The 24895-nt window shown below is 46.9% G+C and carries 23 protein-coding genes; 7 read left to right on the top strand and 16 right to left on the bottom strand.

The genetic code is table 11. The features are described 5' to 3' along the window. Positions 1-19 precede the first annotated feature (19 nt). The 4 genes from KO512_RS19395 to KO512_RS19380 all read right to left on the bottom strand — a co-directional run bounded on the left by KO512_RS19395 (position 20) and on the right by KO512_RS19380 (position 3996). Positions 20-952, bottom strand: a complete 933-nt coding sequence (locus KO512_RS19395) for an alcohol dehydrogenase catalytic domain-containing protein (RefSeq protein ID WP_215953971.1) — start codon at positions 950-952, stop codon at positions 20-22. An 88-nt stretch (positions 953-1040) separates the two neighbouring features. Continuing rightward, positions 1041-1865, bottom strand: coding sequence for a 2,5-didehydrogluconate reductase DkgB (dkgB, locus tag KO512_RS19390; protein ID WP_215953970.1), 825 nt, complete (start codon positions 1863-1865; stop codon positions 1041-1043). A 12-nt stretch (positions 1866-1877) separates the two neighbouring features. Further along, positions 1878-2804 carry a TIGR03571 family LLM class oxidoreductase gene (locus KO512_RS19385; RefSeq protein WP_215953969.1) on the bottom strand — a complete coding sequence of 309 codons (927 nt, stop codon included), beginning with the start codon at positions 2802-2804 and terminating at the stop codon, positions 1878-1880. Positions 2805-2814: 10 nt separating this feature from the next. Continuing rightward, positions 2815-3996 carry an MFS transporter gene (locus KO512_RS19380; protein ID WP_215953968.1) on the bottom strand — a complete coding sequence of 394 codons (1182 nt, stop codon included), beginning with the start codon at positions 3994-3996 and terminating at the stop codon, positions 2815-2817. A 163-nt stretch (positions 3997-4159) separates the two neighbouring features. On the opposite strand from KO512_RS19380, the gene KO512_RS19375 reads away from it, so the two are divergent. After that, on the top strand, positions 4160-5047 hold the full coding sequence (locus KO512_RS19375) for a LysR family transcriptional regulator (RefSeq protein ID WP_215953967.1): 888 nt from the start codon (positions 4160-4162) through the stop codon (positions 5045-5047). Between the two features lie 420 nt (positions 5048-5467). On the opposite strand, the gene KO512_RS19370 is transcribed toward KO512_RS19375, so the two are convergent. Next, on the bottom strand, positions 5468-5662 hold the full coding sequence (locus tag KO512_RS19370) for a helix-turn-helix transcriptional regulator (protein WP_000127614.1): 195 nt from the start codon (positions 5660-5662) through the stop codon (positions 5468-5470). Positions 5663-6504: 842 nt separating this feature from the next. Between KO512_RS19370 and KO512_RS19365 the strand changes: the two genes are divergently transcribed. Continuing rightward, positions 6505-7137 carry a CDP-alcohol phosphatidyltransferase family protein gene (locus tag KO512_RS19365; protein WP_215953966.1) on the top strand — a complete coding sequence of 211 codons (633 nt, stop codon included), beginning with the start codon at positions 6505-6507 and terminating at the stop codon, positions 7135-7137. Here the strand turns inward: KO512_RS19365 and KO512_RS19360 are convergent. From KO512_RS19360 to KO512_RS19350, 3 genes are all read right to left on the bottom strand, one after another. Continuing rightward, the gene (locus tag KO512_RS19360) at positions 7134-7802 is read right to left on the bottom strand and encodes a lysophospholipid acyltransferase family protein (protein ID WP_215953965.1); all 669 of its coding nucleotides are present in this window, start codon (positions 7800-7802) and stop codon (positions 7134-7136) included. The genes KO512_RS19365 and KO512_RS19360 overlap by 4 nt on opposite strands. A 17-nt stretch (positions 7803-7819) precedes the next feature. Beyond that, positions 7820-8752, bottom strand: coding sequence for a phosphatidate cytidylyltransferase (locus tag KO512_RS19355; protein WP_215953964.1), 933 nt, complete (start codon positions 8750-8752; stop codon positions 7820-7822). 160 nt (positions 8753-8912) lie between these two features. Further along, positions 8913-9563 (bottom strand): hypothetical protein, encoded by a 651-nt coding sequence (locus KO512_RS19350; protein WP_215953963.1) that lies wholly within the window; start codon positions 9561-9563, stop codon positions 8913-8915. 200 nt (positions 9564-9763) lie between these two features. Between KO512_RS19350 and KO512_RS19345 the strand changes: the two genes are divergently transcribed. Then, positions 9764-11038 carry an ATP-binding protein gene (locus KO512_RS19345; RefSeq protein ID WP_215953962.1) on the top strand — a complete coding sequence of 425 codons (1275 nt, stop codon included), beginning with the start codon at positions 9764-9766 and terminating at the stop codon, positions 11036-11038. Beyond that, positions 11028-11579: a response regulator transcription factor gene (locus KO512_RS19340; protein WP_215953961.1), complete on the top strand. Its 552-nt coding sequence runs from the start codon at positions 11028-11030 to the stop codon at positions 11577-11579. Before KO512_RS19345 ends, KO512_RS19340 begins: the two co-directional genes overlap by 11 nt. 7 nt (positions 11580-11586) lie before the next feature. Here KO512_RS19340 and KO512_RS19335 read toward each other — a convergent pair whose 3' ends face one another. The 4 genes from KO512_RS19335 to KO512_RS19320 form a co-directional block, all read right to left on the bottom strand. Further along, entirely contained in the window at positions 11587-12255 is a 669-nt protein-coding gene (locus tag KO512_RS19335; RefSeq protein ID WP_215953960.1) for an energy-coupling factor ABC transporter permease, read from the bottom strand. A 108-nt stretch (positions 12256-12363) separates the two neighbouring features. After that, positions 12364-12834, bottom strand: coding sequence for a ribosomal protein S18-alanine N-acetyltransferase (gene rimI, locus KO512_RS19330; RefSeq protein WP_215953959.1), 471 nt, complete (start codon positions 12832-12834; stop codon positions 12364-12366). After that, entirely contained in the window at positions 12827-13789 is a 963-nt protein-coding gene (locus KO512_RS19325) for a hypothetical protein (RefSeq protein WP_215953958.1), read from the bottom strand. The genes rimI and KO512_RS19325 overlap by 8 nt, the downstream gene beginning before the upstream one ends. A gap of 50 nt (positions 13790-13839) precedes the next feature. Beyond that, complete coding sequence (locus KO512_RS19320) at positions 13840-15378, bottom strand: 2-isopropylmalate synthase (RefSeq protein WP_215953957.1); 1539 nt, start codon at positions 15376-15378, stop codon at positions 13840-13842. A 246-nt stretch (positions 15379-15624) separates the two neighbouring features. Here KO512_RS19320 and KO512_RS19315 point away from each other — a divergent pair, with 246 nt between their 5' ends. Next, the gene (locus tag KO512_RS19315; RefSeq protein WP_215953956.1) at positions 15625-16809 is read left to right on the top strand and encodes a MalY/PatB family protein; all 1185 of its coding nucleotides are present in this window, start codon (positions 15625-15627) and stop codon (positions 16807-16809) included. A 380-nt stretch (positions 16810-17189) separates the two neighbouring features. On the opposite strand, the gene epmA is transcribed toward KO512_RS19315, so the two are convergent. From epmA to efp, 3 genes are all read right to left on the bottom strand, one after another. Then, on the bottom strand, positions 17190-18161 hold the full coding sequence (epmA, locus tag KO512_RS19310; RefSeq protein ID WP_215953955.1) for an EF-P lysine aminoacylase EpmA: 972 nt from the start codon (positions 18159-18161) through the stop codon (positions 17190-17192). 5 nt (positions 18162-18166) lie between these two features. Then, a complete protein-coding gene (locus KO512_RS19305) occupies positions 18167-18526 on the bottom strand; it encodes a hypothetical protein (protein WP_215953954.1) in 360 nt (119 codons plus the stop codon). A 97-nt stretch (positions 18527-18623) separates the two neighbouring features. Continuing rightward, positions 18624-19187, bottom strand: a complete 564-nt coding sequence (gene efp / locus KO512_RS19300) for an elongation factor P (RefSeq protein WP_215953953.1) — start codon at positions 19185-19187, stop codon at positions 18624-18626. Between the two features lie 110 nt (positions 19188-19297). Here efp and epmB point away from each other — a divergent pair, with 110 nt between their 5' ends. Beyond that, complete coding sequence (epmB, locus tag KO512_RS19295) at positions 19298-20308, top strand: EF-P beta-lysylation protein EpmB (RefSeq protein WP_215953952.1); 1011 nt, start codon at positions 19298-19300, stop codon at positions 20306-20308. A 7-nt stretch (positions 20309-20315) separates the two neighbouring features. Further along, entirely contained in the window at positions 20316-21149 is an 834-nt protein-coding gene (locus KO512_RS19290) for a glucosaminidase domain-containing protein (protein WP_215953951.1), read from the top strand. Positions 21150-21221: 72 nt separating this feature from the next. On the opposite strand, the gene KO512_RS19285 is transcribed toward KO512_RS19290, so the two are convergent. Beyond that, positions 21222-24527: an EAL domain-containing protein gene (locus tag KO512_RS19285; RefSeq protein WP_215953950.1), complete on the bottom strand. Its 3306-nt coding sequence runs from the start codon at positions 24525-24527 to the stop codon at positions 21222-21224. Positions 24528-24895 lie beyond the last annotated feature (368 nt).

The following is a 24895-nucleotide window of genomic DNA, read 5'->3' as shown; positions in this document are numbered from 1 at the left end:
CCATATTACCGTTACAGCACTATACAGTAACTACCGCTTTGCGTTTTACTTGCTTAGAAAATTGAAGGGCATCGTTTAGCTTCCCAAACTCAAAGATATTGGGTATTTCAACCACCATAGAATGCTCAGCTACGTTACGTAACAATGCTTCTCCATCACGCATTAGCCTATGCCATTGCGCCCGATCACCAAAATCATGCAGCGCACCAAGGGCAATTTCATGATATGAAATTGTGCGTGTAAACGGAGCGTCAACTGGCTCTTCTATTCTCCCTAAAATGCTCACCACATGGCCATTAGCCTCTAGCAATGGCACAAGTTTTACTGCGTAATCAGGTCCGTTTGCGTCAAATAGTGCATAAAACTTTTGCTCTTTAGGCGCATACCGATACACTTTTTTCACTCCCATAGCTTCAGCTTGCACTTGAGTAAAACTTCCTGAGATAACATACACATTAAAACCGGCATTAACTAAAAGTTGAACAAGCAGCTTATTGACTGCCCCCATTCCAGTTACTAACACATCAGCACCCGCTCGCACTGGCACTTTACTAAACGCTTGCCACGCTGTGAGCATAGGGCATGGCAGCGCTGCAGCAAGAGGGAAGTCAACACCATAGGGTATTTCCATGACGCGGTTTGAATATAAAGTAGTGTGATCCGCAAAGCTTCCGTCTTCACCCAGGCTATGATGATAGGCAACACGCTTTCCCAATAAGTACTCATCAGTACCCTCACCTACTGCAACAACAACACCTGCACCATCGACACCAGGAACATGCCCCGGTTGCCAATTACGAGGATTATCGTCGATAAACTTCCAATCAACTGGGTTTATGCCAATGGCATAATTTTTCACCGTTATTCGTCCGGCTGCTGGTAAATTAAAAGTTTTAGTTGCACTAATTAAAGGCTCGCCTACTTTATCAAACTGCCACACATTAACTTGCATACAATTTTCCAATATCCGAAAAAAATAAACAGCAAGCTCGCGCTTATTTAAAACAACAAGGCGAGCGACCTATCAGACAATTTATTCATTAGTCCCAAGCTGGCGAAAAATCTGGGTTAGCTTGGCGATCACCACAATCTAATCCATCAATTTTGGCCAAGTCTTCAGCATCTAGTGTAAGCTCCAATGCCTTTAAGTTAGTCTCTAGGTTTTTGCGTTTGGTCGAAGATGGTATGGTAACGAGATCATGTGCCAGCTCCCAAGCAATAACAACTTCTGCTGCACTAACACCATGCTTTTTAGCAATAGCCACAATTGTTTCATCCGTTAACACTTTACCCACCGCAAATGGCATATAACCCGTAACTTTGATATTGTGTTTTTTACATGCTTGACGCACTTTTTCATTGGTTAGGTAAGGATGTACTTCCACCTGGTTGTTGGCAATCACTCCCTCTCCCAAAATATCAACGGCTTGTTTTATTTGAGCAACCGTAAAATTTGAGACCCCAATGTGTTTAGTCAGCCCCATCTCTTTAACTCGTTTTAGCTCAGTTAAATACTCTTGCATTGTTTCGCCATTTTCAGGGCTGGGCCAGTGAATTAATAACAGGTCTACATAGTCCAATTGAAGTTTTCTTAAACTTTCTCTCACACTCTCAACAAACTTAGCTTTGTTAAGATTTTCATTCCACACCTTGGTTGTGATAAACAAATTTTCTCGAGCCAGACCGCTGTCTTTTAATGCCCGACCTACGGCTTCTTCGTTGCCGTAAATTTGTGCTGTATCAACATGAAAAAAACCCACATCTAACGCCATAGCAACGCTGTTATACGCTTCATCATCTTGTAGCCTAAAGGTTCCAACACCTAATTTGGGTATGTTCAATTCAGTTTTCTGTAATTCTGGCATGTAGCCTCCTTATTAATGAAAATGGGATAAAACTCGGTCGGCAATACGCTGCATTGCATCTTCAACCGGCAAGCTATTACGTCTAAAATGTAGACCGATGTGGTTAACACCGGCGTCTTTCATAGCGTTGAGCTCGGTGACCAGACCATTCACACCGGTTTCAATGCCAAATCGATGGCGCTTGATCGGTGCGTGCTCATCTGCTAATAAATTTAAATGAATAAAACTGACATAAGGTTTGTCGCCTGCCACATTTCGCCATATCTGAACCCGTTTAACATGGTCGCTAGGTGTGCCAGGATAGGCCAACCAACCGTCCATATTCTCGCCAACCCACTGCGGGCTTTGCTGAGCAAGCCCTGCTACATAAAGGGGTGGTTGAGGCGATTTAGGTAATAAATCCATGCCCTGCGACAAGCTTGCCTCACCCTTTTTTAGAATGCCTAGCGATTGCCTAAATGTTTCACCGCGAGTTTCAAAATCAATATCAAACAATGGATATTCAACCGGTCTATCACCACTGGCAACCCCCAAAATCAAACGGTTATTACTGAGCTGCTGAATAGTAGCAGCGGCTTTTTTAACTAACCAGGGTTGACGTAATGGCAACACCACCGCTGCTGTACCTAAGATGATGTTTTCCGTGATTGCGGCTAAGTATCCAAGGTAACTAAAGGTTTCAAATACTTGCGCTGCATCACCAAAACTAGGATCGTAAATGGGTACATCTCTCACCCATGCGGCTTTAAAGCCTAACTGGTCTGCCAGCTGAATTCTTGCATGATGTTGGCTCATATCGGGAACGCCAAAAGGCGTCCCCTGTACAGCATCATAACGCGCCCAATCATTGTCTAACGGCAGCTCTACGCCGACTGAAAATGTATCCTGAGCTAATTTGTCAAAGGTACTGTTTGCTGCTTTAGAGACTCGCGTTGTCATAATGCGTTCCTTATACCTTGTCACTAGTGGCTAACATGCGCTTATCTAAGTGGCCGCTATAGCGTGTTGCCACTAGCGCGATCAAAGTAATTAAAGCGCCAATCCAAGCAGTGTCTGAAAGCTGCATGCCATCAACAATGCTGCCACCTATGATTGAACCTAGCGCTATGCCGATATTAAAAGCCGCAATATTTAAACCAGACGCCACATCAACTGCATTAGGCGCAAACTTTTCGGCCAGTTGCACAACATATACTTGCAATCCAGGCACACTGCCAAATGCAAACGCTCCCCACACCAATACAGTGATCACTGCAACAACTTTACTTTCCATGGTAAAAGTCAAGGCAAAAAGAATGGCCGAGAGGATTGTAAAAATAAAACTCAGTGCACGAACAGGCCCATTTTTATCGGCCAGTTTACCGCCGTAAATATTACCCACGGCCACAGATACACCATACACCAACATGATTAAACTAATGGCTGAGGGAGCGAATCCGCTTTCTTCTTGCAAGATAGGCGCAAGATATGTAAAGGCCGTAAAGGTTCCGCCATAGCCTAAAATTGTCATTAAATACACCAGCAACAAACGGGGTTGAACCAATACTTTCATTTGTTCACCCAGTGTGGCAGGTTTACTCTGCTTAAGGTTATTTGGCACCAATAACGCACTACCAATCAACGCCAATGTACCCAGCCCTGAAACCACTAAAAAGGTTGCGCGCCAGCCAAAGTTTTGTCCAATCCAGGTGCCTAATGGAACACCGGTAACCAGCGCCACAGTTAAACCTGTAAACATAATGGCAATTGCACTGGCTTCTTTATCTTTTGACACTAAACCGGTGGCAATGGTTGAACCAATAGAAAAGAACACACCATGGGCAAGACCCGTTAAAATACGCGCTGTAATCAAGCTTTCATAACTTGGTGCTTGCCAAGCCAAAATATTACCCGCCACAAATAAGGCCATTAAGCTAAGTAAAACGTGCTTTCTGTTCCATTTACCTGTGAGTGCAGTTAATACGGGCGCACCTATGGCAACGCCAAGTGCATACAAACTTACCAGTAACCCGGCACTCGGCAGCGAAACGCCAAGATCGCCTGCAATTGTGGGCACTAAACCAACAATGACAAACTCTGTGGTGCCAATAGCAAAGGCACTTAATGTTAATGCTAATAACGCAATAGGCATTTTTTATCCTCAATAATTAATGGATTGGTGCACTTTGATGTTTTCTCAGTGCAGCAAGATAATGGTTGTTAACTCAATGAGCAGAGTATTGCGTTATTTTTCCTTGCAAAAAATAGCACTAATGACAAAATACTTTTGTGAAATTTGAAAAATAGAGTAGGTAATGCCAGTAAAAGCAAAAACTGAAGACTTAGAGGCGTTTTTAACGGTTGTTGATACAGGCAGCTTTTCCAGTGCCGCCAACTTGCTGAATCAACAAGTGGCTAAAATCAGCCGTGCGGTAACCCGGTTAGAAGCCAGTTTAAATGCCACGTTATTAAACAGAACCACACGTCGGCTGGAGTTAACCGAAGAAGGCCAGCTGTTTTTACAATATGTCAGAGATGGGCTAAATTTGCTTGAAAAGGGAGAAGAAGCACTCAGACTATTAAAACATTCTCCCGCCGGAAAATTACGTGTAGATGCGGCAAGTCCTTTTGTTTTTCATCAATTGGTTCCTTTAATTAGCGAGTTTAATCGGGCTTTTCCGGACATAAAATTAGAAGTCACTAGTCATGACAGTATTATCGACTTATTAGAACATAAAACCGATATTGCGATTAGAATAGGCGACCTAAGTGACTCAAACTTACATGCTAGGCATTTAGGAAGCAGCAAATTACACCTTGTAGCAAGCCCTGACTACCTTAAACAACACCCGATTAATGGCAACGTAAGTACACTTAGCCAGCACAAACTCATTGGTTTTAGTGATGCTCCGAATCTAAATAAGTGGCCACTTAAACAAACGGTTTCTCTAAGTTACAGTCTGTATGCGTCTAGTGGTGAAACCATTAGGCAGTTTTGTTTGGCCGGACAAGGTGTTGCTTTGTTATCAAATTTTATGGTGCATAAAGATATTGCAAATGGCAGCTTGAAAACCATTTTTGAAAACCAGATTATTTCGCCCAATCGACGCGAGTCAGTGCAAGCTGTCTATTACAAAAATAGCGCCGTATCATCGCGTATATCTGCATTTCTCGACTTCATACAACCAAGACTCACACTATGAAAGCATGTAGCATCGGCCATTGCTCAATATTTTTCAGTACATAGTCCTCGTTAAGCTATTAACTATGAGCCCAGAAATCATCAATACAGCACTAACAACGATCATCGATATAAATTTTCGTTCAGAACTTACGTAGCCAACAATTGGCTTAAGAGTGCTAATAAGCACAATCTTGCTAAGTGGCAGCTTAGCGCCAGCTGCGACCATTGATCAAAAATCTAGTCTGGTTGCAACCGGTCGGATACACCTCAACAGCCCCAATATTCCCATTGGTAATTCATAAAATCAAAGAGAAGCTTGAAGACAAGTGCAAACCCAAGCATTGCAACTGACAACGACCAAAACACAGCTTTAATTACTCTGCCACTAATAAAAATAACACCGTATGGACAGACTTTTCGGACAACAAAAGAAAGAGGCTCAGTCCTCTTTCTTCTCATACTCCTCCAAGTCTTCAATGTGCCACAGCTTGTTTCGTGTATTTCGGTTAATACGAGGTTGCGGCAAGCTGCCATCTTTTATTCTTCGCCAGAGCGTCGTATAGCTAATGTGGTAACGAGCCATCACTTCGTAAGATGTTAGAAAAGGGGTTACCTGGTGCGCTACTGCTGTCATCTGAATTCTCCTGAAAATCAATGTAAAGCTATCATCGCCTGATTTATCATTTATTGATGGTCAGAAAGATGCATGATTTGTTCAGAAGATCAGCCTTATGAAAACACAAATGTTGCTATTAGGTACTTTTCAGCTCAAACCTATGAATAACAAGGGCTACAAGGCGGTTTGTGTCATGAATAGCAATCAACATGCCTAACGAGAAAAATTTGTACACACTGTTTATACACTCGCAACGATGACACATCAAAAACCACAATGACGAATCCTTTAAATTCATAAGCTTACAAACATAAAACTAGAGATGATCGCATTTATTCCGCTTTTGTAATGTCGAAACCATAGTACCAAAAGCAGGAGGTACTTTCTTCATCAAACCCAGTAACCGCAAGGCCTACAGCCAGATTTGTGTCATGGAATTTTCGCCAAAGACCTCTAAAACGGAATTTGTACTCAAGTTTGTACACACTTTCCGAGGTTACGCTTGAACATCATTGAAAAGCAAAGAAACGAGAAAAAGACAAAAAGCCTTTAAATTCAGTACGTAGAGATGTGATTGTGTTGTGCAATGAAAGGTGGTTTTAAGCCTTGAAAGGCTGGGCGGCATCAGGGTGAGAGATGATAGCGAAAGTCCGACGTGTCGTGACTTCCTTAGAGATACTAGACATAGAGATCCGGTTATTATGGCAACAGCCCTGCAAAGCACACCGCAGCGACTTAGAAATAGAATGGGCGCTATTTTCGCCGATCAGCGCAAAATCCACAACCGAAAGCTATTGACTCAGCTGAGATTCCTGAGAAACTGGCAGATAAAGCGATAGATCAGTGATTAAGGAACCTCAATGCCCAGTGTTTATCAACTTAAAAGCGCCTTCTCTGATCGGTTGCGACCCATCACCAATTACCTAGCGCGCAAAGGTATCACCGCTAATCAGGTAACCATTGCCGCCCTATTGGGTTCGATTGTGCTGGCAGGCGGGCTATATTTTATTGAAACAGAGACCGCTACGACACCACTCATCTGGCTCAGCATCCCTGTCTGGATGTTTATCCGGATGGCGCTGAATAATATCGATGGCATGTTGGCTCGAGAGCATAATATGGCCACGCCTGAAGGCGCCATTCTAAACGAAATGGGTGATGTTCTGTCCGATAGCGCCCTATTTCTGGCATTTGCTGCCCTGCCTGGCGTTAATATTCCACTATTGGTTATATTGACCCTGTTGGCGGTGATGAGCGAGATGATCGGTGTCGTCGCGATACAGATCGGTGCCAGCCGACGCTATGATGGTCCGTCAGGCAAAAGTGATCGCGCACTATTTTTTGGCGTATTGGGATTCCTCTATGCCCTAGGTATCAACCCTGGAGCTTGGAGTACACTGGTCTTGCTGTTAATCACCCTGCTTCTGTGCTTAACAATCATTAACCGTGCTAAGGCCGCGCTCAAGGAAGTCAAAGACAGCGCCTCGGTTTAAACCGTTTTATCATCGGCTGAGTCATTAGAAGACAGTGTAATACAGTACTCAGACAGTCGTTGAAAGGATGCCGTTGCCGAATTCATAAAGCCGGCAGCGGTGTCACGCTCAGTGAGGTTTTCGCCAATCACCACATCGCAATTAAAGGGTACCAATAGCGCCTCACCTTTCGGCAGGGCTCTACCAAGACCATGCAACATGGTCGGCACAACGGGAATATCCGCCCGCTCTTTAATCAGATAGTACACGCCTTTTTTTAGGCGACTCAGCTGCTCTGGTTTACCACGACTGCCTTCCGGAAAAAGTACCAAAATATCTCCCTCGCTCAATGCCTGAGTACAACCACTAAACAGCACTTCTCGGTCAGCACCACCACTGCGATCCAGAGGGATGATACCGATGCATTTCAAGGCGACCCACGCCAGAAAACCACCGTTACCCAAGAAATAATCGGCAGCTGCAACGGGACGTACTTTATGAATCATCGATAGCGGAAACAAACTCAGCAAGACCAGCGTATCAAGGTGGCTATTATGATTCGCAATGACAATAGCAGGCCCTTTTTTGGGTAGATTATTACGGCCTCGGACATTTAAACCCAGCAGTAACAAAACCACCGGCTTTACCAGCAAAGCAAAAAACAGCACTTTAATGAGTCTATCCATGGGATGGCATCCAGTGATTAATAGTGGCTATAAAATAGAAAATGAAAAAATAGCGGCGCGGTAAACATCAAACTATCCATGCGATCCAGAATACCCCCATGCCCGGGAATCAGACTGCCAGTATCTTTAATCCGCAGGTCACGCTTCACCGAAGAGATAACCACATCACCGAAGAAACCACTAACACTGATCAGCACCCCAGCAATCAAAGACTCCCACCACAACAAAGGCGTTAACAAAGGACCAATGAGTCCGGAGATCAGCGTAATACTCACCACACCACCGATAAATCCTTCCCACGTTTTATTGGGGCTGACCTTCGGAATAATTTTATGCCGACCCAACATTTTGCCCCAAATATACTGACAGACATCGTTAAACTGCGTCATAAACAGCAGAAACAACACCGGTCCAATATAACCTGCAGCTTCGTTCTGCACCGGCAGCATTAACAGATAAGCAATATGACTGATGCAATAGACGGTCAGCATGGTTGCCCAGTGGAGAATACCCGCCGAATGGATAAACCCACGAGTATCTCCTAGCAACACCATCCGTATCGGTAACAGTAAAAAGATATAGATCGGGATAAAGATAATAAACATGCCATACCAACCCGTTCCAACCCAATAGTATTGCAATGGAATGGCTAGATACGCCCAGAAAATAACTCGGCGATCATTTTGGCGAGTCGGCACGATAGAGAGAAACTCTTTCAAAGCAAGAAAACTAATCAAACCAAAGAAAGCGACCGCAAGCGTCTGGTTAAATAGCAGTGCAGCAAACAGAATACCAATCATCATCCACCAGGACTGCACTCGCTGGCGTAACTCCGTGTAATCTTTGTCTGGGTGGCGCTGCTGTAAGCGATAACTGATCAAACTACCGCTGACCAGCAGCACGCCGACTAACACAATCAGATAAAACGAGTGGAGTGGAATATTAAACATACACCTACAAAATCCCTTTGAATGAATGAGGAAAGACTCGCGATGTTAACAAAATACTCGCTGTCCATCGCAACAGTATACTGCAATCACCCCATAACATAAGACAGCCAATCATTTAGGCGATTAAAACAGGCGCTTTTCCTATATGTTAATCAAGACTCTATTCCGAGAACTTCCAAGGCTTGTTTTGAGGCACATATAAGCTCTCTTTTTTAACACAGTGCTGGCTGATATCCGTGGCTTCTGACAACAGAACATCACGCCCCTCTGCTATTTTTCGGGTATACAACGGGGTTACCCAACCATAAAAAACCGCTTCACAACGTTGCGTTTTTTGTACCCCGAGATAATCCTCTTCACGCCAGCTGCACTGATAACCCGCTACGGTTCTCAAGGATTCATGCTCGGCAGGAACAGCATAAGAGGTTAGGCTTTTTTCAATTAACGGATGTCTCCTAACCCTAGCGATATCCCCGGTAGACAGGTAGGTATAAACCGCATCCATCGTTTCCCAACGCTCTTTTTGATAGGCGGTGTAATTTGTTTCGCCACGCTGACGGGCTGCCACTCCTAACATCTCACCCGTTTCTGAATAATAACGCGTATCAGCGGTGACCGTGATGACCTGTCGACCTCGTTTATCAGGCTGTTCATCAATTAGCCGAGTAACATAGTGATCATAAGCGATCACAAACGCAGGCATTTCATCCTCCTCACAATTGAGTGGCGGCACCTCCTCTGCGTAACCGGTGGAAACAGCCGCCACTAAAATAAAAGAGAGTAAGAGTGTAAAGCTGTTCCCTTCCATCATCAGACCCGTTCGATACCCTGAAGAAATAGTTATACCACCGCTTTGTAACGATAAAACCAGCTAAGTGCAATGAGGTTAAAGCGTTATATTGAAAGATATGGACCCCACTTACCCTTTCGGGTTAGAAACCATGCGACAATCTGCCACATCCGTGACCTGCACCTCTTGGTTATAATTTCGCTTTCTGACAAGCTAACACTATGAACTACACCAGTAATACACGCCACCAGCTACTACAACTGAGCTATATTCGCACGGTCACCATCTTTGGGCAGAGCGGATTACTACTTTATCTATTTTTTGGTCTCCATGTCAGTCTGAATTTTTGGCTCATCGCCTTTGCTCTGCTGGCGATGGCGCTACTCAATTTATTATCTCTTTTACGACTCAATTCACCCTTACCGCTGACTCAGCTGGAATTTTTCTTTCAACTGGTTGCCGATATCGCCTTTTATGTCTGCCTGCTGTATCAAATTGGCGGCGTCGGCAACCCATTCTCGGCCTTGCTACTGATCCCTCTCATCATTAGTGCAACTTCACTGCCCCGACAATACACTTGGCTGACAGCGCTCTTAGTAACGCTCAGCTACACCCTGCTGATGCGCTTTTTTATTCCCATCACGTTGCCGGACACAGGTCATCAACATCAGGCAGCAGCATTATTAAATCTCCATTTGGTGGGCATGTGGATTAACTTTATCCTTACCGCGATTCTGATTACTTGGTTTGTCGTCAATATCCACGAAAACCTGCAACGCCAAGAACACAAACTCAAACAGGCTAGAGAATCTAACCTACGGAATCAGCAACTGTTATCGCTAGCCACCATGGCGGCCGGCACCGCCCATGAGATGGGCACGCCGTTGGCTACTATGCGGGTCTTGCTACACGAAATGAAGCTTGATCATAGTGATGATAGCGATCTGTCCGATGATATTGATATTCTGCAATCCCAGGTCGAAAACTGTTCCGACCGATTAAAACAGTTAGCGGAATCCGTACGCCAAGAACAAAAAGAGTCTCGGGCGTTACCCGCTAAACAGTTTTTCGATGAGATCATGGATCGTTGGCAACTCATGCGACCGACGGCCCACTTCAATCCACCCACGATTAACCTAACCGGCGAGCCCACCGTCTTCAGTTCCATACCGCTACAGCAGGCTTTTATTAATCTACTGAATAATGCCGCCGATGCCTCCGATAAACCACTGCAGATAGAGGTCAGCTCAGACGCGCAGCAGATACTCTTCACCATTCTTGATCAGGGGCCTGGTATCCCATTAGAACAAGCTGAAAAGCTAGGGAGTCCATTTATTACCACCAAAGGCAAAGGGCTGGGTATCGGGTTATTCCTAACCGCCAGTGCGCTAGACAGCTATGGTGGTGAAGTCCGCTTATTTAACCATCCTCAAGGCGGCACACTAACCGAAGTTAAACTACCGATAATCAAAGAGAATCCGCAGAATGGACACTAACTCAACCGCTTTACGCTTTCTGATCGTGGATGATGATGAAACCTTCTCTCGGGTATTAAGTCGAGCCATAAAACGTCGTGGTTACGAAACCGCTATTGCGGGCTCGGCAGAGCAAGCATTGACTATGCTGGATACCTTCAGACCCGATCTAGCAACTTTAGACCTTAAAATGGGCGGGGCTTCAGGTATTTCTCTAATCCCTCAGCTAAAAGCGGTTAATCCGGATATTCGTATTCTCATACTCACCGGCTATGCCAGTATCTCTACGGCGGTTGAAGCCATTAAGCTGGGGGCCACGGACTATCTAGCAAAACCTGCGGATACCGATCAGATATTAGCTAAACTCAACGGTTCCACACCGGACCCCGATGTCGAAATAGCCGACAAACCGATGTCCGTCGGTCGCTTAGAGTGGGAGCATATCCAAAAGGTGCTCACCGAGCATGAGGGTAATATTTCAGCCACCGCACGGGCCCTAGGAATGCACCGGCGCACCCTGCAACGCAAATTACAAAAGCGCCCGGTGAGAGAGGAACACTGACAAGAGACTACTGATCGTCGATATATTTTTTAGCGTCAAAGGTGCGAATCCAATCGGGATAAAACACCATCATACCGGTCATAATAATGCCGTTGAGTAACCCCTCAGGGAAGGCAATTAGCGGTAATATCTGTATGTATTCACTGTAGATCTTCTCACCGCTATAAACATCATCGATCCATAACAGAAAGCCCATGCTCAACCCTCCCGCCAGTGTTGCCGCCCCAGCACCAAGAAAGGCACACAGAAACAGATACACAAAGAAATTCGGCGGCAGATGTGCCTCTACCTGTCGCAAAATCAGATAGCTCAGCAGCACGGGAATCACAATGGTACAGAGGCCATTGACGGCAAAACCATTCCAGCTTTCCTGCCCCATTAACGTGGTGCCTAACAATGCCATACTGGCGGACAAGATAGCCAAGTTCCAGCCAAACATCAGCGTTAGCACGGTCACACCTAGAAAATGGATCCCTAGTCCGGGTGTAATACCCGCGCGCAACTGCCACAACACCACCAAACCGACCGTCGTCCCGAGAAACAGATGCTGTAGTTGGCGGTTACTAACGAGGGTGGACCAAGGAGCCGTCCAGATAGCCATACCCAGCAGCAAAAAATAGCCTACCTGAGCAAACCAAAACCAGAAGCCGGTAATCAGGTCTGATGTTAAATTCATACATTAATCCGTTAATAGAGGTCACGTTAACCAGCGCTGCCTGTTTACGCCCAAGCAGCCATAGCTTTAGAGTTTAACTTAGCGTTAAAGTCGGGCGACTCATAGCGCTTAACCGTCTAAAGCAGACTTAAACTTGTTACAGCTCATTAAAATAGCATCTTCACTACCGCTAGCCGTCGGATAATAGCCTTTACGGATACCGTCCTCTTGATAGGCTAAACGACGATAGAGTCTTAGTGCCGCCGCATTAGAGCTTCGCACTTCTAACAGGCATCGATTAATACCCTGATCATCGAGTTGTGCATGAACATAACGTAACAACTCCGTCGCCCCGCCCTGTCCTCGATAATCGGGATGAACACCAATTTGCAGTAACTCAGCCTCATCCAACACCGTCGACAACAGCGCAAAACCTTGCAACCGAGTCGCCTGCCATAGGCCAAAGCAAAGATAACGTTCACCGACTAGATACGTACTGAGCTGTTTTTCAGACCATGGATGGTCGAAACAGGCCATTTCTAATTCAATTAGCGCCGCCAAATCCGTTTCATGGAGCACTTCTATCGACGATTTACTCATCGCGACCCTGCTGTGTTTGTAGATGCGTTAACAGTGGCTGCAGATCACTCCAAACATCCCGCTTACAGCCCGGCAACATCATCATCTCGGTGAGAGATGCCGAAGCCAAGGTCTTAACACTCGCGCGTAAGCTGAATAACATGCCACGTAACTGTTCTAAGGGTTCTTCCCGCTCCAACACCATCTGTGCGGCAGCCTCACCCAATAAAAGCACCGTTGCCACTGGGGCTTTTTGCAGACTTTTTTTAAGCTTATGCTGCACCGTCAGACGCGCCTGCTCAGCCCCCTGATCGAGAGATTTACTGGCAAACATCGGCCAAGGTAAGGTGTGATATTCACTAGCACTGCCGCCGGACAACCCTAGAGAGCGAAGAATTTTATCTAACAAAATCTGATGATGGGCATCCGCCTGACCGCTATTGAGCGACGTACGAGCCGCCGCAGAGACAGGTGGTAAAGAATCGATCACCAAACAATCCTGATACAGCATGAAAGCTAGCTTAAACGGCTGCTGCGGCGTCTGTACTGAAGAAGCGACAACATCATCGGGTGATACCCCATCGACAGACGGTTCTGCCGCTGAGACAGTCATACGATTAGCGACGGTTACTGGCTCTACGACTGGCAGTTCGGGCTTCACCGTGGCCGCCATCGGCGCTTTAGGCGGAGGCACAGCCGTCATAGGCTTGCTCGACTCGGCAGGCTTAACGGCTTCAGCACCAAAACTCGCACTCAGTTCGGCCCGAGCCTGTTTGGCAGCTAGCGCACGATCGGCGGGATTGAGAATAGGAGCAGCCTGAGCGCTGCTTGCCGAGCTTGCACTATCATCGACTTCAGGCCAACAGTATTCCCACACCCAATCCGGTGTCGGCCGGGCCCCCGGTAACTGACGACGGGGCAGCCAGCTGACAATACCCAACGTTTCCAGATACTGATTGCGCAGTGACTGCTCCATTCGTTTTTCCTTTTGTGCTGAGTTAACCCAGCAGCTGAGTTAAAGGCAGGTTAAACCTGTGGATGTGCTTTTTCGACAGTGGATTCCAGCATATTTAACGCATGGATATACGCCTTGGCTGACGCGATAATAATATCAGTATCGGCCCCTAAGCCATTGACGATACGGCCACCTTTTTCCAATCGCACGGTTACTTCACCCTGAGAATCTGTGCCACTGGTAATCGCGTTAACCGAATACAGCTCCAATGAGGCGCCCGATGCCACAATCAACTCAATCGCTTTAAACGCAGCGTCTACTGGACCACTCCCCTCGGCCTCGGCGGTCTGTTCGGTATCATTCATCGATACGGTCACTTTAGCCAATGGCACTTCACCGGTCTGAGAGTTGACTGATAGGCTACTCAGCTTAAACTTCTCGTAATGAGATGCGCGCGTATCACTCACTAATGCCTGTAAATCTTCATCGAAGATTTCATGCTTTTTGTCGGCCAGATCTTTGAAACGCGCAAACGCGGTGTTCAGTTCAGCATCGGATTCAAATGTAGTACCCAACTCTTCTAAACGAGAACGAAACGCGCTGCGGCCCGAATGTTTACCCATCACCATTTTATTGGCATTCCAGCCAACATCTTGCGCGGTCATAATCTCATAGGTTTCACGGTGTTTCAGCACGCCATCCTGATGGATACCCGATTCATGGGCAAAGGCATTCGCCCCGACAATCGCCTTGTTCGGCTGTACTGGGAAACCCGTCACACTGGATACTAGACGGGAGGCAGGCACGATCTGGGTGGTATCAATACCGGTATGTAAACCCAGCACATCCTGACGAGTACGCAGCGCCATGACGATCTCTTCCAGAGACGCATTACCCGCCCGTTCACCCAAGCCGTTAATGGTACATTCCACCTGTCGAGCACCGGCCGTCACCGCCGCCAATGAATTCGCCACCGCCAAGCCTAAATCATTATGGCAATGCACCGAGAAAACCGCTTTATCGGCATTGGGAATACGGCTAAGCAGTTGTTGGATGGTATGACCGAACTCTTCGGGCACCGCATAGCCGACCGTATCAGGAATGTTGATCGTGCGGGCACCCGCATCGATTACTTTCTCAATAATACGACACATGAAATCCAGATCAGAACGGCTGGCATCTTCCAGAGAAAACTCCACATCGCTGATCAGGTTACGCGCGCGTTTAACCGCATAAACCGCTTGCTCGACAACCTTATCGGGATCCATCTGCAATTTATATTTCATATGGATAGGCGAGGTGGCGATAAAGGTGTGAATACGGCCAGAGTTAGCGTTCACTAATGCCTCACCGGCCCGGTCTATATCGGCATCCAGTGCCCGAGACAGTGAACAGATAGTGCTGTCTTTAATGGTATCGGCAATCGCTTTCACCGAGGCAAAATCCCCTGGGGATGCAATCGCAAAGCCCGCTTCAATGACATCCACCCGCATTTTCTCCAGCTGTTTAGCAATCCGCAGCTTCTCTTCCCGGGTCATGGATGCGCCAGGGCTCTGTTCGCCATCTCGCAAAGTTGTATCAAAAATAATTACACGGTTATTATCGGTCATGACCGGACTCCAAAACTGATTAACGACAGCGATACCCAGCGCTGTAAACAGGCGGCATGGCTAAGCCGGAAAAGGGATCAACAGGTGGCGGTACAGAAAGTTGCAAAGGTAAAAATTTGCCGGAAAATCAGGGCCGCATCCACTATATTATCTGATTCTGACTAATATAACTTCCTGATGGCTATTTGCAACTCAATGACGTACAAATAAACCTCTGTCAGCCTCTAAATTAAAGGGACACAGCCGATGAGTAAGCGTGATTTCAACAACCCAAATTCAGCCACACCTTTCGATTGCCCCGTCGATCGTCAAACCACCTCCAGCCAGAAATGGGAAAAATACCGCGATAGCGATATTCTGCCAATGTGGGTCGCTGACACCGATTTCATGGCGCCCCCGGCCGTTATTGAAGCACTGCAGGCACGGGTTGATCATGGCATCTTTGGTTATACCAACACGCCTGCCGAACTCAATCAGTTGATCATCGAACGGATGCACTCGCTCTACCAGTGGGACATCAAAGAGGAGTGGTTAGTCTGGCTACCCGGACTCGTATGCGGCCTTAACCTTGCCTGCCGCAGCGTGGGTGCAAGTCAGGATCAAGTCGCCACCCCCAAACCGGTCTACCCACCCTTTATGTCGGCACCACGACTATCTGATCGCCGCTTAATCACCGTGCCGATGATTGAACAGCAACAACGTTGGCTGATCGATTTTGATGCCCTAGAACAGTCCATTACCGACAGTACCTCACTGCTACTCTTTTGCAACCCGCATAATCCAGGCGGCACCGTTTATCGCCCAGAAGAGCTACAACGACTCGCGGATATCTGCCTGAAACATGGGCTTACCGTCTGTTCCGACGAGATTCACTGCGATCTGATTATGGAGCCCGGCCTGAAACATACCCCCCTTGGCTCACTCAATACAGAGATCGCTGCCAAAACCATCACCCTGATGGCCCCCAGCAAAACCTTTAATATCGCAGGGCTCGGCTGCTCCTTTGCCATCATCCCTGATCCACAGTTACGTAAACAGTTTCAGCAGATACGTAAAGGGATCGTGCCAGATGTAAACTTACTGGGTTACACCGCCACCATTGCAGCCTATAAAGAGGGCGGCGACTGGCATCAGCAACAACTGGATTACCTCAAAGGCAATCGTGATTACCTGACCAAAGAGATCAATCAGATACCGGGCCTACGGCTCAATCCTGTGGAGGCCACCTATCTGGCTTGGATCGACGTATCGGCTGCGAAATTGGAAAACCCTGCTCACTTCTTCGAGCAAGCAGGGGTAGGGATGTCGCCTGGACGGGACTTCGGCGATGAACGCTTTATGCGACTCAACTTCGGTTGCCCACGCAGTATGTTAATTGAAGCGGTAGATCGGATTCGCCGCGCGATGCTAAGCCATTTGCCTAGCGGGTGAAAAGTGAAGTAAATGACTAGGCATCGCTGCCTAGTCATTGTAAAACCTCATTTTGAATAGATAGCACATCAAAAGCCTCTCCCTATGCAGGTCTTTACGCTCTGATAACTCAGATAGACTAACCCAACTAAATGAGTGACATTAATTCTGTGGCTAGTTATTTATCTTTACAATTATATTTACCACTTTTACCGTTATTCCACTTACAGACATTTGTCTCTTTTATCTGCCCCTTCTTGTTATAGGACACTACTGTAGGCGCTTCGCAATCCAATAAAAACAAAAGGCGTGAACATGCTATTTATTACTGAATGGAATAAATATTGAGCATGACGAGGAAAAAAATTCGCACAACAAACAACAGTTTAGTCACACTTTTATTAAGCCCGATCAAAGGGAAGTGCTATCACGTCGCTAATGTTTTGGGTTCCTAGCGCCAACATGACTAACCGGTCAAGCCCGATGGCAACCCCAGCACACTCAGGCAGGCCACTTTGCAATGCGTCCACCAGCAGTTGATCGGTCGGTCTAAGCGGTAAACCTTCCGTTTGACGCTGCTGGATATCCTGTTGAAAACGACGAGCCTGCTCGTCACCATCGGTCAGCTCAAAGTAACCATTTGCGAGCTCAACGCCTGCCACAAATAGCTCAAATCGACAGGCAACTAAGCCCCCTTCAGCATCGAGCGCCGTGCGTGCCAATGCCGCCTGACTCGCGGGATAATCATAAACAAACACCGCACCTTGATCCGCCAATTGCGGCTCGATCACATGGGACATCAGCAGATTCAACCAGTTATCCCGATTGTCATCTTCCATCTGAACGTCTATATGCTGTCGAGTTGCTGCAGCGAGCTCTGCAACAGTGACCGCTTGCAGGTCTATTTGAAGGTATTGCCGAAATAGCTCTGCGTAGCTGATCCGCTTAAAATCATCGAAACCGATAATGGGGCCCACCAGCGCTTCAACCTCATCCATCAACTGATAGTGATCAAATCCAGGTCGATACCATTCCAACATAGTAAATTCTGGATTATGCCGCCGACCACACTCACCGTTACGAAACGCCTTACAGACCTGGTAGATCGCCCCGCTTCCCGAAGCCAGCAAACGTTTCATGGCATATTCAGGTGAGCTTTGCAGATAACGCACCTGCTCCTGCTGCCTCGGCAGAGGATGATAACGGCATTCAATGGTATCGATGTAGGGATCACTCACCGCCGACGATGTCATCAGAGGGGTTTCAACTTCCAAAACCTTGCGCTCGGCAAAAAAAGCTCGGATCTGGGCAAGAATCTCAGCTCGACGTCGAAGGTTTTCAATCGGTGCGGTTGCCCGCCACTGTTCACTCATTAAAATCACTCATTAATACCAACAACTACGCCAAGGACAAAAAGTATATCGGCCATCTGTACATCGCCGCTCCTGCGCATCCCTGCGCCCGCGGCATACACTGATACAAATGCCTGTACATCGCCTCTCCTGCGCATCCCTGCGCCCGCGGCATACACTGATACAAATGCCTGTACATCGCCGCTCCTGCGCATCCCTGCGCCCGCGGCATACACTGATACAATTGCCTGTACATCGCCGCTCCTGCGCATCCCTGCACCCGCGGCATACACTGATACAAGTGCCTGTACATCGCAGCTCCTGCGCATCCCTGCGCCCGCGGCATACACTGATACAAACTCCTGTACATCGCCGCTCCTGCACATCCCTGCGCCCGCGGCATACCGTACATCCTGTACATAAAATGGCAGCCGAGGCTGCCATTATTAAGGTCACACTAGCGCGTTAAAAACGCGGAGTTACTTATGCACGAGAAACGTAATCGCCGGAACGGGTATCTATTTTCAAGATATCGCCCTGTTCAATAAACAGAGGAACACGCACCACCGCACCGGACTGCAATTTAGCCGGCTTAGAGCCGCCCTGCGCCGTATCTCCTTTCAGACCAGGATCTGTTTCGACCACTTCCAACTCAACAAAGTTAGGCGGTGTAATTGAGATAGGGTTATTGTCCCACAGTGTTACCAGACACTTATCCTGCTCTTTAAGCCATAGGTGGGCATCGCCGATAGCGGTTTTATCCGCAGCAACCTGTTCATAGCTTTGCGGGTCCATGAAGTGCCACATCTCGCCATCGCAATACAGATATTCCATATCCGTATCCATAACATCAGCCCCTTCTGCCGTTTCATTCGACTTAAAGGTACGTTCCCAGGTACGACCGGTAATCAGGTTTTTCAGTTTTACGCGGGTGAAAGCCTGTCCCTTACCTGGTTTAACGAATTCAACATCTACCATTGAACAAGGATCACCCTCGATCATCACTTTCAGGCCGTTTTTAAACTGGTTGGATGGGTAATTTGCCATATTGATCTCGAAATAGATTAGACTCAGGTGATCTGTTGCCACCGCAAAATTGACACACATTCTACTTGAAAGGAGAATGCGAGCAAATTTTCCAGCGAAATTAATCAAATATGAACTCAATCATTCCATTGCCGGACGCTTGGCAGACCCTGCTTAGCCAGACATTAGAAAGTCCGGAGGAGCTGATTCGTTATCTCCAATTGCCAGAAACCCTGTTACAGGGCGCGCAGCTTGGCCATGCAGAGTTTGCCATGCGTATTCCCCGCCCTTGGTTGGACCGTATTGAGAAGGGTAACCCTGATGACCCACTCCTGCGACAAGTATTACCTTTGGGTGAAGAACTGGATGATGTGCCTGGGTTTACCAAAGATCCCCTGGAAGAGATGGACAGTAACCCGATCGATGGTTTAATTCACAAATATAAAGGCCGAGTACTGATCATACTCACCGGCGCCTGTGCGATTAATTGTCGCTACTGTTTTCGTCGCCACTTTCCCTACGCGGACAATCGTCTCGGGCCACAGCAATGGCAGAAAATTCTGGACTATATTTCCGCCGATAGCAGTATTACCGAGGTGATTTTTTCCGGTGGTGATCCGCTGGTATCCAGCGATGCCCGCTTGAAACAGTTTATTTCGGATCTCGAGCAGATCCCCCATCTCACTCGATTACGCATTCACAGTCGCTTACCGGTAGTGCTGCCGCAACGGATTACCGACGGTCTAACATCGATTCTGAGCCAGAGTCGTCTCAAAGTGGTTACGGTCATTCATAGCAACCACCCACAAGAGCTCGATGACCAAGTGGCCTCAGCGATCCAGCGTCTTCGCCACGCCGAGGTGACCGTATTAAATCAGGCGGTCCTCCTGAGAGGCATAAATGACAGCGTTGACACTCTTAAGGCGCTGAGTGAAAAGTTGTTCAATATCGGTGTATTGCCCTACTACCTGTTTACCTTTGATCCGATCAAGGGAGCAGCCCACTTTGATCTTCCTGATGAGGAAGCAAAACAACTATTACGCCAATTACAGGACCAACTGCCCGGCTATTTAGTACCCCGCTTAGCACGAGAGATTCCCGGACGAGGCTCTAAAACTTTGCTATCGATCGATCAGGATTAAATCAACCATGTCCCACAAGGCAGAACGAAATCCGTTACAAACCGTGCTGTTGTTTATCGTCGCCTTAGGCTTTGGGTTTGGAACCCTAGTGCAGATCGCCGATCAGTCCCAGCAACATGATCAGCAGTCTCTGACGATTCAATATAAATCACTAAAAACAGCTGACGACATCGTTCAGTTAAGCAATCCCACACGCGCTATTGCTTACACGTCGGTTGTCTCCTTAGCAAAACTGCCGGTAGCTGATAAAAAACAACGTTTTATCGCTCTCCTGTTACCCGCTATCCTCATCAGCAAACAGAAACACCAACAGCAACGGCAAAAACTGGACAAAATTCTCGCGACTGATCACCCAACCAACCTTGAGCAAACATGGCTTAACCGTCAGATGGCGCTATATGATGTTGAAACACCCGCCCAACTGAAACAACGAATGATCAACCTACCCAATAGCCTAATACTGGCTCAGGCTGCACTTGAAACTGGCTGGGGAAGTTCTCGATTTTTTGTCAAAGCGAACAATGTTTTCGGTATCTGGTCATTCGATCCCGATGAGAAACGGATGATGGCCAGCCAACAACGGGAGGGGAAAAAAATCTATGTTAAGCGCTATGACTCTCTACTCGGCGCGATAGATGATTACTTTTTAACACTCGGCCGGGGTAGCGCATACAAGGAGTTACGTCAGGCTGCGCGCAAAACCCAAAACAGCCAGCAACTGATCCGCCACTTGCATCGCTATAGTGAACTGGGAGAGGACTACATTCAGCGCTTAGATTCGCTGATTCGGCATAATAATTTAAAACAGTACGATAATTATCACTTACAAAACAAGGCATAAGTTTCGGTTACAGCACGCATAGGTTTATTGATTTAACCCTAAACACTCGCTGCAGATGACGTTAGCAGATCACTAACGATCATCTTCACCGCTAACCTGCTGTAACAACTTATCGAGAGGTTCCGGATAACCCAAGCCATACCCCTGACCATAATCGACACCGATCTCACGCAACATGTCACAGATTTCATCATTTTCGACAAACTCGGCAATGGTCGTTTTATTCATCACATGGCCAATATCGTTGATCGATTTAACCATCGCTTGATCCAGTTCATCATCCAAAATGCCTTTCACAAACATGCCATCGATCTTCAAATTATCCACAGGCAAGTTTTTCAAATAAGCAAAAGAGGATAACCCACTACCAAAATCATCTAATGAAAACTGACAGCCATAAGCCTTCAGCGCATTAATAAACCGCTGCGCTTCCAGTAGATTTGCAATCGCAGCGGTTTCCGTGATTTCAAACTTTACTTTGTAGGGCAGCAGTGTCGAGCTTTCCAAATGACCAATAATAGCCTCTTTAATACGCTGATCCCCTAAGCTGCTACCGGATAGATTAATCGCACAGCAACCAAAATATTGGCTGAACTGAGTAAAGTTCCGATTCAACCAAGCAAACGCATGACTCACGACCCACTCATCGATCCGGCCTGCTAACTGATATCGCTCGGCTGCGGGCAGAAACGCACCGGGCGGAATAATATGACCGTCTCGATCTTTCATTCTAAGCAGAATTTCGATATCGGGCTTAAGGTGTTTGTTTTGCAATGGCACAATCAGTTGGCCATAGAGCGTAAAGCGATTCTCTTCAAGGGCCGCATTAATTTCAGAAACCCAATGCATCTCACCTTCCCGCTGAGCCAACATCTCATTGCCTACAGTGTAAAGGTGGACTCGGTTACGCCCAGCATCCTTAGCGGTATAGCAGGCGGAATCAGCCTGCTTCATGACTTCAGTTAAATTAGCCGAGTGTTCTGTGATCGCAACAACCCCAACGCTGACGCCAATATTAAACGACTGCTGCTCCCAGCAAAATTTAAACTCCGCGATCGCATCTCGTAAGCTCTCAGCCACCGTGTGTGCTTTTTCTAGCGAGCAGTTTTGCAACAGAATCCCGAACTCATCACCCCCTAATCGCGCAAGGGTGTCATTGGCGCGCACATGGCTTTGTAATATCGAGGCGATCTGTCGCAGCAGCTCATCACCCGCCACATGCCCACAGGTATCATTGACCACTTTGAACTGGTCTAGATCTAAAAAGCAGAAAGCATGTTCACAACTAGGAGAGCGCTGATGCTGAAACATCGACTGCAAGCGCATCTCAAACTCTCGCCGATTGATCAGGCCAGTCAACTGATCGTGGCTGGCATGGTAACTCATCTGCTCTGAAATCAGACGATTCTCGGTAACATCCAACAACGTCACGACATAATTGGTCAGTTTGCCCATAAAATCATAGATAGGAGCGATATTTACCTGTGCCCAGAAAAGGACATTCGACTTCCGCCGATTACCCAGAATACCTCCCCAATTGGGCTGCTCGGCCAGTTTCGGCCAAAGTTCTCGGTATGAAGTTTCCCCCGGTTGATCGAAGTGGAGCATATTGATATTTTGACCGACAACATCCTCAAGCGTGAAGCCGGTCTCTTCGGTAAATCGCGGACTGGAATACTCAATCTCACCGTCAGGCCGTGTAATCAAGACCATATTAGGACTGAACTCTACCGCCTTTGAAACTTTCATCAACTCCTGCTCGGCTCGCCGACGCTCTTCGACTTCATATTGCAATAAAGCGGTTCGTTCTTTGACCAGCTGACTAATGCGTAAAGTGCTGCCGGTTAGGGAAAGTAGCCAGCCCCCAACCAACGCGGTAAATAACATCCCCCCAATAAGAATAATCCAACTGCTCCACTGGGAAAAGTGGTATAAAAACTCAGGCTTAGCACTGTATTTGAACAGATAGACCCGTTCTCCCATCAGGTATTCTCGGTTCCAAACAAGCTGCTCTGCTGCAACCGGCGGCGACACCTCCGTGGGATAGATCTGTACCTGACTATCGGTAATATCAAACAGTTCTAGCTTTATCTGGTTCGCCTGATTAACCCGTTCGTTTAACACCGAATCGATAAAATCAGCTATCCGATAAACCGTTGCAACAACACCTTCGTCAGAGACACCATCAATACCCGCATGACTAACATGCAGGTACTCAACGATTCCCCATTGCGCACCAGACTCCTGAACCAGCTTGAAGGGAGCTGTCGCAATAGGCACATTAAGCTGTCGTGCTTTTTCCACCGCCACAAGTGCAATAGGGTTGCTCGCTATATCGAAACCAAATGCCCGCTTATTTTCAAAAAAGGGTTCGATATAGCTGATGGGGTAATAAAAGTCTCTTTCACCTGCGACAACTAAAGCGTCATTTCCATTTTTTTCCACTATACGCTCAGGAAAACCTTGAGACCTTTCGTACACCGATCGATTAGCGCTAGATATACGAGGCGTCCACTCCAGAGCCTGTAATTCAGGATAACGCTGCAAGATATGCACCGTAAAATTAGAGAAATCTTCTTTATCAATATGGTCGCTGCTTAAAAAAAGACTCTGCAACGAGAAAAGCACTTCACGGCCCGCTTCCAGCCGCCCTTCTATATTTGAATGCAGTTGCTCTGCCTGTTGAGTAAACTTTAAGCGACGTTCTTCCAGTTCGTAATTTTTAGTAATTAAAAACAAAACCGCAATAACAATCAGCAACCCAATCATCGGTAACACGACTGCCAGCTTGCGTGAATACAACGAACTCTGCTGGCGCGCAAAAAGCGCAAGTAAAACCGGTGCCACAACAATGGCGCCAATGCTATCGCCAATAAACCAAGTGAGCCAGCCAACAAAAAACTGTTCACTATCGACAACACCAAACAGCAGTAAAGTCATATTAGCCATAAAACTGGAAAGCACCGATGCCAGCGGACCGATAATCAGTAGAAAAAAGGCGATCTGTTTATCATCTATCAGGTTCGGAAAACCGCCTAATAAACGGTAAACCAGCCATACGGCGCCTGCCGCTTCTAATAAAGCCGCGCCACTAAGCAGGAACATCAACATCAACGACCGTAACAATGCCTCGATACTACTGATATCTAGCCAACTGCTGGCATAAAAAATCATAAAAGCGACAAATAAGCCGAAACAGGCTCGATAACCCCGCAACAAGATAGCCGTGATCGATACGCCGGCCGCAGGCCATACCGCTGAGGCATCACTAGGTGGAATCGATAACAAGCCTTCTGATAGATATGCCAGCAACAAATAAGCCATACCCGGCAGAACATGGGTACAAAATAGATCCGTAAAACGATCGAATAGTCTCATTGAAGAAGTTAGCTGTGATGACATATTTAAACGGCGTTCTCTATAAATGCTGGGCGTAGTAAAACTATATACGCTAAGTAAAACTCAACTTCGCATTGATATTGGGCTAAAACAAGCTAACGTGCAAAATAACTTTCTATTGCGGAACCTTTAAATAGCCAATTAGATTTCTTGAGTTTAACTCACTAACCCCATTCACTGATCAGAATTATCAAGAAAACGCCAGCCCTATCGACTAAGGCAGTTGATATTTAGCACCGCCAAAAAAACAGCCGCATGTCATAAAGCAATTGAGTAGATTGGGAAAAGCGCAGAAAATCTTAGAAAGCCGCTATCGGCGAGGTCAGGACACAATATTTTAGGCTAGA

The organism is Amphritea atlantica (assembly GCF_018860855.1).
In the GTDB taxonomy this organism is placed as follows: Bacteria; Pseudomonadota; Gammaproteobacteria; order Pseudomonadales; family Balneatricaceae; genus Amphritea; species Amphritea atlantica_A.
The sequence above is the reverse complement of the archived record's forward strand: the minus strand, read 5'-3'. Positions and strand labels throughout refer to the sequence as shown.